Origin of the sequence: Anoxybacillus tepidamans PS2, assembly GCF_000620165.1 — a bacterium.
Lineage (GTDB): Bacteria > Bacillota > Bacilli > Bacillales > Anoxybacillaceae > Anoxybacteroides > Anoxybacteroides tepidamans_A.
This window is the reverse complement of the sequence record NZ_JHVN01000005.1, coordinates 1-12,230: the sequence shown is the minus strand read 5'-3', so window position 1 is coordinate 12,230 and position 12,230 is coordinate 1. Positions and strand designations below refer to the sequence as shown.

Genomic DNA, 12,230 nt, shown 5'->3' with positions numbered 1-12,230 from the left:
TTGAAATTTTCCTACTCTCGTTATCCCATTCATTGTTAAAAATTGATGCGTGTTGCGTTTCTCCTACTTTTTCTAAAAAACGTATTTACACCAAACCGCAATATTCCCCCCTCCATACAGTTTTCGATGTTTTTAAGTATCATAACTATAGTTAGAATCTAGGAATTTTGTTATAGTTAATTATGTAAAAGATTGTAACGAAAGTAGGAAATAGAAGTAATGGAGGCAACAGTATGAGCAAGTTAACTCTACAAGAACTTGAATCTCATCTTTGGGAATCAGCGAATATATTACGTGGTAGCATTGATTCTTCTGACTATAAAAACTATATTTTTGGAATGTTGTTTTTAAAGCGATTAAACGATGTATTTGTGGAAACGGCTGAGCGCATTGAAAGGGAAGAAGGGGAAGATTACGGTTGGTATGACCGTGATGAACATCAATTCTTCGTACCTGAAAAAGCACGTTGGAGTTATATTCAATCCCATTCCCAAGACGTGGGGGCGGTCATTAATAAAGCCTTTGAATTACTCGAAGATGAAAACCCTTCCCTACAAGGGGTATTAGCGAACATTGATTTTAACGATAAAGAAAAATTGTCCGATAAAACTATTCTTCAATTAGTACAACACTTCTCACAAATTGATTTACGCAACGAAAACTTATCAGAACCTGATATCCTTGGTCGTGCGTATGAGTATCTCATTAAACAATTTGCCGACGATGCAGGTAAAAAAGGCGGCGAGTTCTATACACCTAGTCAAGTCGTTAAATTAATTGTCAAACTGATTAAGCCTGAAGAGGGCATGCGTGTATGTGACCCAACAGCGGGGTCTGGGGGTATGCTCATTCAATCGGTCGACTATATAAAAGAGAAAGGCGGCAACCCGCGCAACATTACATTGCATGGACAGGAGAAAAACTTAAATACGTGGGCGATTTGTAAAATGAATTTGTTGCTTCATGGTTTAAGCGACCATGAAATTAAAAAAGGCGATACAATTCGTGAACCAAAACTATTAGACGAAAACGGCGAGCTTCTATTATATGATCGCGTCATTGCCAATCCTCCGTTTAGCTTGAAAAACTGGGGACGTGAAGAAGCAGAAGCAGACGAATTTAACCGTTTCCGCTTTGGTTTACCGCCAAAAAACGCAGGAGACTATGCGTTTATTCAACATATGATTGCCACACTCAATGATGAAGGAAAAGCGGGAGTCGTCATGCCGCACGGTGTTCTCTTCCGTGGCGGAGCGGAAGGGAAGATCCGTCAAGGTATCTTAGAAGAAGATTTAATTGAAGCGATTATAGGTTTGCCAGCAAACTTGTTCTATGGGGCGAGTATTCCTGCGGTTATTCTTATTATCAGCAAAAATAAAGAAGAGCATAAAAAAGGAAAAGTTCTATTCATTGACGCATCACAGGACTATCAAGAAGGCAGAAATCAAAACTTTCTTCGTGACGAAGATATTCAAAAAATCGTCAGCACATATGATGCATGGAAAGATGTTGAGAAATATAGCCGTGTCGTTACACTAGAAGAAATTAGGGAAAACGACTATAACTTAAACATTGCTCGTTACGTTGACACAACTGAAGAAGAAGAGCAAATCGATGTCGCAGAAGCACTTCGTCAACTCCGTCAACTTGAACAAGAACGGGATGAAATTGAGAAGGTGATGTACGGCTATTTGAAGGAGTTGGGGTATAATGCAGCAAGAAAGTAAGTGGGAGCGCAAATTACTAGGCGAACTTGTTGATATAAACGTAGAAAACTTATCTCAAAAAACTCCTGGGAACACTCCTATAGAATATATAGACATTGCTTCTATTGAAAAGACTGGATATATAGCACAAACCAAACAGTATACTTTTTCAAATGCACCTAGTCGAGCACGTAGAGTAGTGAGAACTGGAGATGTAATTGTTTCAACTGTACGTCCATATTTAAAGGCTTTTGCTTTAGTAACTGATGAACACAATGGGAAGATTTGTTCCACAGGCTTTGCAGTTTTAAGACCAAAAAAAGGTGTTGATTCACGTTTTATTTATCAAACCGTTATAGATGACAGGTTTATAGAATATCTAAAAAGCAAAATGACTGGATCAAGTTATCCTGCTGTTAGGCCTATTGATATTGCGGTGTATCCTCTTGATGTACCTAAATATGAAGAACAACGCAAAATCGCAGCCATCCTCTCATCCGTCGATGAGGCGATCGAGAAAACGGAAGCCATTATCGAGCAAACGGAGAAAGTGAAAAAGGGGCTCATGCAGCAGTTGCTCACAAAAGGAATTGGACATACGAAGTTTAAAAAGACGGAGATTGGGGAGATTCCTGAAGAATGGGAAGTAAAGCAATTAGCTGAAGTATGTGTAGTCAATCCTACTTATCGAATTGAAAAGGGGACTATTTGTTCCTACGTAGAAATGGGTGCAGTTAATGAAAACTCCCCTCATATATCTTATTTTGGTAAAAGAGAAGCTGGACAAGGTGGCGGTTCGAGATTTAAAGAAAATGATGTGTTATTTGCGAGAATTACTCCTTGTACGGAAAATGGCAAAACTGCTTTGGTTCCAAAATTAGAGTCTGAAGTAGGACTTGGTTCAACAGAATTTATTGTATTATCTCCTTTAAAGCAAATTCTTGATCCAAAATTCTTATATTACTTTGTTAAGTCCGATAGAGTAAGAAATTACGCTATTAGTAGAATGACGGGAACAACAGGTCGCCAACGTGTTCCAAAAGAAGTATTTGAACAAGAGTTAATGATTGCTTTACCACCTATAGATGAACAAAAGAAAATAGGTGAAATTTTATACAATTATGATAAGAAGATAGATCACGAAAAAAGATGGAAGAATCAACTTCAAACAATCAAAAAAGCCCTCATGCAAGTCCTATTAACAGGCAAAGTTCGTGTCAAAGTTGATGATGAGGTGATGTCACAGTGACCGCCGCAAGTGAATGGAATGAGTTAAATCTTGTGGAAAAACGTTTGATCAATCAGCTTCAAGAGTTGGGCTATGAACATGTACCAGGCTCAGCTCTTGAGTCTGAACGTGATTCGTTGAGCGAGATAATTTTAAAAGAACGGTTAAAGAAGGCGATTCAGCGGTTAAATCCATGGATTGATGATAATAACCTCGCTCGGATTATTTACAATCTAACTCATATTGAAGCAACAGGTCTCATGCAAGCGAATGAAAAGTTTCATGAAATGCTTGTCAACTATATTTCGATTCAACAAGACTTAGGAAAAGGGAAAAAGAATCAAACGGTTAAATTGATTGATTTTGATAACCCTTATAACAATGAATTTCTTGTTGTTGATCAATTCCGCATTCAAGATGCAAGAGGCACGATTCGTCCTGATGTTGTGATTTTTGTGAATGGATTGCCTTTAGTCGTCGTTGAATGTAAAAGCCCGACGCTACAGGAAGATACGCAAATTTCGAAGGCTGTTAATCAATTACGCCGCTATCAAGAAACTCATGAGCAACTGTTCTACTATAACCAGTTTATGATTGCGACAAGTAACTATCGGGCCAAAGCGGGAACAATTGGTGCAAAAGTACAACATTACAGTGAATGGAAAGATCCATACCCAAGAACGGTGCCTGAACTTGGTGACTCACCTACGAAACAAGACATCTTAGTTGCTGGGATGTTAACGAAAGAAAACTTGCTTGATCTGATTCAGAACTTCATTGTCTATGAAGTTGACGGGGGACGGGTGATTAAAAAGATTGCCCGTTATCAACAATTCCGTGCCGTTAATAAAGCGATTCACCGCATTTTACATGCAAAAACTCTAAAAGACCGCGGCGGGGTGATTTGGCATACACAAGGTTCAGGTAAATCGTTGACCATGTTATATTTAGCTGTAAAGCTTAGAAGAATAAAAGAATTACAAAACCCAACGATTGTCGTTGTGACTGATCGTAAAGACCTTGATGATCAGATTACAAAAACATTCCGTAAATGCGGTTTCCCTAATCCGCAGCAAGCGGAAAGCGTCAAAGACCTTAAGAAATTGTTACAACAAGGTCCTGGTTCAACGATTATGACCCTTGTGCAAAAGTTCCAACCAGACAAGGATCAAGACGAGTATCCAGAGCTTTCGAGGTCGGAAAATATTTTTGTGTTAGTCGATGAATCGCACCGCACACAATACAAAGGTCTAGCGATGAACATGCGGAAAGGCTTACCGAATGCATGTTATCTCGGCTTTACAGGAACGCCAATCGATAAAGAAGATAAAAGTACAACAAGAACGTTTGGCTCTTATATTGACAAATATACGATTGAACAAGCGGTGGATGATGGAGCAACCGTTCCAATCTTCTATGAAGCTCGAATGGTCAACCTTCATTTGCAAGGCGATTCACTAGATCGCTTATTTGACCGTAAATTTAGTGAGTATAGCGAGGAAGATAGAGAACGCATTAAAAAGAAATATGCAAAGGAAGAAGCAATCTTAGCCGCTCCGAGCCGCATTGAACAAATTGCTTTAGATATTGTGGAACACTTTGAAAATTATATCCTGCCAAACGGTTTTAAAGCACAAGTGGTGGCGGTGAACCGTGAAACAGCAGCGATTTATAAACAAAAACTAGACGAACTCATTAACGGAAAATATGAAACAGCGTTAATTATTTCAACAGGTCCCGAAGACAAAAATAATGAACTGTTAAAAGATTATTCCCTATCCCGTGAGGAAGAAAAACAATTAATTGAACGATTCAAGAAGCCATTTGAAGAAGACAAACTGGCGATTTTAATTGTTTGCGATAAACTTCTAACAGGCTTTGACGCGCCAATCGAACAAGTCATGTACTTAGATAAACCGTTAAAAGAGCATAACCTACTTCAGGCAATTGCTCGTACAAACCGTACATATGAAGGAAAAACATATGGACTCATTGTGGACTACTTTGGGGTATCCAAATTCTTGGAGAAAGCTCTTGCGATTTTCTCTAAACAAGATATTCAAGGGGCGCTACTCCCGATTGAAAGTGAATTGCCAAAGTTGAAACAAGCCCACCGAAAAGCGATGAGCTTTTTTGATTACATCAATCGAGATAATGCTGACGCATGCGTTCAAGTATTAGAGCCTGAAGATGTGCGGCATGAATTTGAAAAAGCGTTTAAAGAGTTTTCCAAACGAATGGATATGATTTTACCGAACCCTGAAGCTTCTCCATATGTCGAAGACTTAAAGTTTTTAGGTAAAGTACGGCAAATGGCAAAAACGTTATATCGTGACGAGCAAATGGATATCTCCGAGTGTGGCGAGAAGGTCAAACAATTAATTGCAGAACATTTATACGCGGAATCTGTAGAAGTGATCCATGAACCAATTGATATCTTGTCCAGTAAGTTTGATGAACGGCTAGAAAAAGCTCCTTCAAAAGAAGCACAAGCGGCGGAGATGGAACATGCGATCCGTCATGAAATTAAAGTGAAACTGGAAGAAAACCCTGTCTACTATACATCGTTAAAAGAAAAGCTAGAGCAATTAATCGAAGCAAGACGGAAGAAAATGATGGACATTGCGGAATTAGTAGAAAAGCTACGCAACATGGTCAATGATATGCGAAACGTCAACCAACAAGCACAAAACCTTGGCTTTACACGAGAACAATATCCGTTCTATCAACTGTTCCAACAGCTTCTTCCAGACGAAGAACATAAAGATGCGATCGATGCGCTGACACATCTCGTAACGGACATTATTGCCGAGGAAAGTCAAGTCATTGATTGGGTAAACAAAGAAGATGTAAAACGGGAAATGCGGAAGAGAATTAAGAAGCAGTTGCGGGCAAGTGTAATCCCGAAAGACCAATTAGAAAATATAACGCAACAGATTATGTCATTAGCAATGGTTCATTATAAAAAGTAAAGAGGAGAGTGATGATACTCTCCCAATTTTTTATAAAAGGGTGGAAGTTATGATGAAATGGTGGATGGTACGTGCGGGAGATCATAATGAACTTATTCCAATTTGGAAACAAAAAGGTGTTGCTTCGATAGGATGGGCGGAATTTGGAGACCCAAAAAACTATTCAACTAGGGATGCTTTGATTGAGAAAGCGCATGAGATTTATGAAGAAGAAAAACCTGCTACAAGAATTACTTGGGCAAGTCAAGTATGGAGATTTAGCCGTGAAATTAAAGTCGGAGATAGAATCATTACATATGCTAAAGACAAACGTGAATACTTAGTAGGGACGGTTACTAAAGAACATGAATATGACGAAACAATTGTAGATGAGTATTATCCAAATGTAATCCAGGTAAAATGGGAAAAGAAACAAATTCCACGTGATCGATTGTCACAAGGTGCAAAAAACTCCCTTGGTTCCACTCTTACGGTTTTTCGTGTAGATGACTGGGGAGATGAATTAGAAAGGTTATTAGCTGGTAAAGAACCTGTAGTAAGTGAGCCTGAAGACAATGAAGATGAAGTTATTAAAGAAGACTTTGTTCAAAAAGCATTGACGATGATTCAAGATAAAGTTGATAAATTAGATCCATGGCAAATGCAGGAGCTAGTCGCTGGATTGTTGCAAGCTATGGGCTATAATGTGAAAGTAAGTAAAAAAGGACCTGACGGGGGAGTTGATATTTTAGCCCATAAAGATGCGTTTGGTTTTGAAAAGCCGATTATTAAGGTACAGGTAAAGCATCGAAAATCCTCTTCATCGGGTCCTGAGATTCAACAACTGTTAGGAGCTCACCCAATCGATGCGAATAGTTTATTTGTATCAACTGGAGGATTTACAACAGCCGCTGAAAATATAGGAAAACAACATAACGTCAAGCTCATTGATTTAGAAGAGTTAGTAAACTTAATTGTCCAATGGTATGATAAAATGCCAAACGAAACGAGATCATTGTTGCCCCTGCAAAAAATATATATTCCAGAATAAATGACAAAAGAGCCGTTACTTTACAGTAAGGCTCTTTTCTATGTCTATAAAGTTAAAGTTGGACCATTGACACGCAACCATTCTTTTCTTTGTTCATAGTCTGACATCACAGATTTAACAAAAAGCCAAAAATCATTGGAGTGATTTGGATATTTAATATGCGCTAATTCATGCACTAATAAATAATCGATAATCGGCACGGGCGCCATCATAATTCTCCAGTTTAAATATATGGCTCCTTCGTTCGTACATGTTCCCCAGCGCATTTTTTGTTCTTTTAATTTAATTTTAGTAGGAGTTACCCCCATCTTAGGGCAATACACTTTTAAGCGTTCCTGTAGTTTCATTTCCCCATGTCGAATGTACCAATCTTTGAAAGCATGTTGTAAACTAGCGATTCGCTCTTTTTCTGTGAAACGCAGTGGCACCGTGGCAATAAATTTACCTTGTTTAAACATAAGAGCTGGCTTTGTAACTTCTTCGCTTTTATATACTTTTAATCGATAGTGACGCCCTAAATAAGCAAATTTCTCCCCACTTACAAATTCTTTTGGAGCGGGGGGATCGGAAATTTGATTCAACGCCTGCCACTTATCAATAATCCATGGGGCTTTTTTATAAAGGATAGAATTTAGCAGTGAATCCTCTATACCTTCAGGAGCTAATACCTTTACTCCTTCCAACCATTCAACCGATATCGTCACATCCCGCTTTTCTGGCTTATACTCTACTGCATAATCTATTGTTGTCTTGCCATATTGAAAGCTAGGCATATAAATACATACTCCTTTGTTCCTTTAATTGTCTCCCATTTTATCCTTGAGAAAACAAAAGGTCAATCGTTGAACTAGTAATTTAAAAAAGAGAGAATCGTGCGTTAGAGACTTTATGCCGAATGACAAAAATTACTCCAAAGCATCCAGAAATATGCCTGCACTTAAGTTTTTGAGGTTACTTTTCTGTTATAATCGTTATATATACGTTTTAACAGAAAAATAGCTATGTTAAAGTTAGATGTCGATTTCTTATGGTTTTTATTAAACGGTTATTATCAAAGGTGATCTGATGAAAAAATGGTTTAAGCAACTTCGTGCTCGACGAAAAATACAAAACTGCATTTTATTTGTATTATTGGTAATGTTATTCATTCTTCCAGAACAATATATCTATACTGATTTTGCGTATGTTATGATATTGTTTTTCATTGCATATATCTCTACATATATTAAAACTGAACCTATTTGGAAAGGACTTTTATATTCTTTTTGTGTAACAGCTATTGTTATTGCTGTGTTCTTTACTACCTTAAGTTTGTTTCCTCATATCCCTTATATACTATTGTTAATTATTGTTGCTCTTACAGGGCTCTTGAGCACATACTGGATTGGTGGGCGGTAACAGAGTAAAAAGTAAATCATTTCAATAAATACCTAAATTATGTACAATATTTACTAAGCTGTTTGTAAATCAAAGTTACCGTTTTATCAATAAGAGTAACTATAAGGGTACACCGAAAGAGAGCTATCTCATTAGTTTTATGAGATAGCTCTTTTTCAATTGAACACATTTCATAAATATAGACAAATGAAGCTTTTGGAAATTATTAATAAGTTCGAATACCATGCTTATCTGCAGTGCGAGATTTATTATAGTCGCTCATAATATCTATTATGGGCAGTCTTTTAGTGTTATTTAAAAAGCTTCATTTCTTCTTAATGATAATGTTTTGGAAACGATAGTTTAGATTGTTATTATAGTGATGAATACCAATTTTTTAGTGTTTGGATGTTCTTAATGGGAACATATCTAGATTCTGACTTTTTATATCTATGTTAACACAGGTGATAATTTGTATGTAATAAATTCATTTTCTTTGTAGAACCTAAAAATTGGTGTTTTTGATGAATTTTTTTTAAAAGACTGGTTAATAGTTTTGTACAGTTTTTACAGGAATATTTTAGAGGAGATTGTCATATTTTAGTTGAGTTGTTAAAATAGTGTTGCCTAAACAACAATTCTTAATGGGTGGGTCTATATGTCTAAAAGCTTGTTAGGAGTCAATGATATTGAAGATATTGTTAATAGATTACTAACCCATACCGCTTCATTAATAAATCATGTTTATTGGGTTAAACAAAAGTTTGATATATTGCCTGATCATGACCATATAGGGATGAGTATTAATTATGTGGATTTAAAAGAATTTCGAAACGAGTTTTTAAACGAACTAGTTAATACGATTTGTGAATGGGTCTACAGTAACAAAAAAGCAATGAAAATCATCGATGAATTTATTAAAGAAGATAATAGAAGTATTCTAAATGCACAATCAGCTTTAAGAACATTAGCATTTAGTAAATTTAGAAAAATAGAGGGGCAAGATGTTTACTCACAAGGTCAGTTTGGGGAACTATTGCTTTTTAATTTTATTCAGCACTTTTTTCATGCTGTGCCCCTTCTTAGAAAGATGGCAATTACTACTTCGGAGGGACATGAAAGATTTGGAGCGGACGCCATTCATTATAAATATGAAAATGATAAAAATATCATAATACTGGGTGAATCAAAGGTTTATAAAAGTGATTATCAGTTTAAAAACGCATTTGAAAAATCACTTGAAAGTATTTTATCTACATATAATAAACATACAGAAGAATTGAATTTATATCTTTACGATGACTTTTTAGATGATGACTTAGTACCAATTGCCAAATCGTATAAACAGGGAAAATTGAAGAATGTGGAGGTGCAATTAGTTTGTCTAATTGCATATAACGAAACAAAAACAATTGACAAGGTCAACGAAATGCAGATAAAAAAGGAAATAGTTAATATAATAGAAGAAAGATGCAATTCATTAGAAAAGGAAATTTTTAAATGTATTAGTTCTGAAGGTTTGTTGCCGCGAATGAATTATCTAATCTTCCCCGTTTGGAATCTTGAAGATTTATTAATAAACTTTCAAAGATTAATAGGGAGATAGGCTTATGATACTTGATGATAATCAAAAAAACACGGTAGAGCAATTACTAAAAGTTGATTTACATAATATTGCATCACAACTAGGGTTTATAAAAAAGGACCCTGTTACCTTAGAACAAAAACTATTATATAGTGCAATTGGTTTAATTGATGAATTTTCTAGAGAAAAAGCTGAAGAATACCATAAAATTGCAACAACTCTTAGTGCTTTACTATGGTATTACAGACAAAGTAATTGGGAAGGGTTAAAGGACTTCCTTGTTCTAGTACTTTCTCGAATGGGATTACCTCCATCAGCTATAATGATCGACAAAGGATATGATAAGGTTAATTATAAACATTCTAGTTTGAATAGTCTGATAAATGAAATTTCCGTAGCTTTAAATCAATTAAGAAATGAAGTCAAAATAAAAGAAAAAAAATACCTGCTTACTGATTTTCAAAAAGAAATATGGAATCAAATTGATGCAAAAAGAGTTACGGGGATTTCTGCACCGACGTCTGCAGGAAAATCGTTTGTAATTCTGCTCAAATCTATGCAGTTGCTATTAGAAAAGGACGGAACTATAGTTTATGTTGTTCCAAATTTAAGCCTAGTTTCTCAAGTTGCTTCAGATTATAAAAAAGAATTAACTAATTTTGGTTTGAATGCATATCAAGTATTAACTTCTTATGACGGAAATTGTGTCGATAAGAGAAAGATATTTGTTCTAACTCAGGAACGTGCAATAGCAGCATTTTCACAAAAAGAAAATCCATTTCCAGAATTACGATTATTGGTTATAGACGAAATACAAAATGTTGAACAAATGTCGAGCGAGGATGAATTGCGTTCCAAAATACTATATGACTCATTAATTGAATTTAGGTACAATACCAAAGCTGATAAAATAATTATTGCGGGACCACGAATTGAAAAGATAGATAAGTTGGCAAAAGATATTTTTGATGATATAGCGCATAAAGGAGAAACTAATCACTCTCCTGTTGTAAATATAACTTATTCTGTTGATAAAAAAGGAAATTATTATATTTTTAAGCAATATACTGATTTGTTGGACTACCCACTAGAAATAAAGATAGCAAATGATAAGCATATTGCTGGTTTTGGGCAAAGTAGATATACAGAGGAATACCATCAATATCTCCGCTATATTCTTAAGAGTTTAGGAGAAGATTCTATAAACATTATCTTTTCACCTACTTCTAAGCAGGCCCGAAAAACAGCGGCGGAAATATCTGGGGGATTAAAGGATACTAACAACGAAAAATTGCAATCATTAATAAGTTATATCAAAGAGACTGTCCATGATAAATATAGTTTATGTGACTTTTTAGTTAAGCAAGTTGCCTACCACCATGGAAAGTTGCCGCATCATGTAAGAAAAGTAATTGAAAAAGCAGTTTCAGAACGTCTGATAAAGAATATTGTTTGTACAACTACTTTAATGCAGGGGGTAAATCTGCCAGCTCAAAATGTAATAATAAGAAATCCAAATCTTTTTATCAGACGTAAGAGTGGTAAAACTCCGAAAAAACTGACAAGCTATGAATTAGCAAATCTACGTGGGCGAGCTGGAAGACTTTTGAAAGATTTTATCGGTAGAACCTTTATATTAGATGAAAGCGCGTTTGAAGTAGAGGAACAACAAATATCCTTGTTTGAAGACTCAACAAAAGAGCTAAAAGCGACGTATCAGGATAAATTTTTGGATTATAAAGGGGAGATTATATATGCATTAATTAATGGTGACACCGCCGAAAGTGAAACGCCTTATTCATTTTTATTGCCGTATATCCGACAGACGATCCTAAGGTTTGGAAATCAGGCAAGGAAAAGACTGAGTGCAGTTGGTATTGATATTACAGATAGTTTGCTAAATAATATTTCAAGAAGTATGAGAGAATTAAAAGTTCCGATTAATGTATGTATATCAAATCGTTATTGGGATCCGCTACATCTAAACGAAATGTATAATATAACTGTAGATGAGCAAATTCACTAACATAAATTGACAACCAAACAAAAAAGGAGACATGAACCGGACTCCTTGGGTAAAATAGATGTGCTCAAAACCCATTCACACAAGGAGGTTCATGTCTCATGAATAGATTAGCACATCACCAAGGAATCTACAAGTTTTTCTTCACGCTGGGGTTGACGCTGCAGCTTTCCAAACCGGTCATCAAGCATCTCATTCATATTGTCGATGCCTTGACCACCAAGGGATTCTCGGGAACATTGACCGATATTCATCACTGGAGCTTTCATCCGAATCATCGAACGACGCTCAGTCACTTTTTCACGAAAA

General features: G+C 36.0%; 7 protein-coding genes and 1 pseudogene. 7 read left to right on the top strand and 1 reads right to left on the bottom strand.

Annotation, left to right across the window (positions count from 1 at the left end):
• The first annotated feature begins 233 nt into the window (after positions 1–233).
• From N667_RS0106715 to N667_RS0106700, 4 genes are read left to right on the top strand one after another with little or no spacing between them, the layout of a single operon-like run.
• Complete coding sequence (locus N667_RS0106715) at positions 234–1,727, top strand: type I restriction-modification system subunit M (RefSeq protein WP_027408867.1); 1,494 nt, start codon at positions 234–236, stop codon at positions 1,725–1,727.
• The gene (locus tag N667_RS18350) at positions 1,711–2,955 is read left to right on the top strand and encodes a restriction endonuclease subunit S (protein WP_035098289.1); all 1,245 of its coding nucleotides are present in this window, start codon (positions 1,711–1,713) and stop codon (positions 2,953–2,955) included. The genes N667_RS0106715 and N667_RS18350 overlap by 17 nt, the downstream gene beginning before the upstream one ends.
• Complete coding sequence (locus tag N667_RS0106705) at positions 2,952–5,906, top strand: type I restriction endonuclease subunit R (protein ID WP_027408866.1); 2,955 nt, start codon at positions 2,952–2,954, stop codon at positions 5,904–5,906. The genes N667_RS18350 and N667_RS0106705 overlap by 4 nt, the downstream gene beginning before the upstream one ends.
• Before the next feature lie 49 nt (positions 5,907–5,955).
• Positions 5,956–6,936, top strand: coding sequence for a restriction endonuclease (locus N667_RS0106700; RefSeq protein ID WP_027408865.1), 981 nt, complete (start codon positions 5,956–5,958; stop codon positions 6,934–6,936).
• A 44-nt stretch (positions 6,937–6,980) separates the two neighbouring features.
• On the opposite strand, the gene N667_RS0106695 is transcribed toward N667_RS0106700, so the two are convergent.
• On the bottom strand, positions 6,981–7,709 hold the full coding sequence (locus N667_RS0106695) for a M48 family metallopeptidase (RefSeq protein WP_027408864.1): 729 nt from the start codon (positions 7,707–7,709) through the stop codon (positions 6,981–6,983).
• Between the two features lie 1,262 nt (positions 7,710–8,971).
• Between N667_RS0106695 and N667_RS0106685 the strand changes: the two genes are divergently transcribed.
• The 3 genes and pseudogenes from N667_RS0106685 to N667_RS19355 all read left to right on the top strand — a co-directional run.
• A complete protein-coding gene (locus N667_RS0106685; RefSeq protein ID WP_051529977.1) occupies positions 8,972–9,919 on the top strand; it encodes a DUF1837 domain-containing protein in 948 nt (315 codons plus the stop codon).
• A 4-nt stretch (positions 9,920–9,923) separates the two neighbouring features.
• Positions 9,924–11,924: a DEAD/DEAH box helicase gene (locus N667_RS0106680; protein ID WP_027408861.1), complete on the top strand. Its 2,001-nt coding sequence runs from the start codon at positions 9,924–9,926 to the stop codon at positions 11,922–11,924.
• Positions 11,925–12,022: 98 nt separating this feature from the next.
• Positions 12,023–12,230, top strand: a pseudogene (locus N667_RS19355) (IS701 family transposase); the annotation flags it as partial.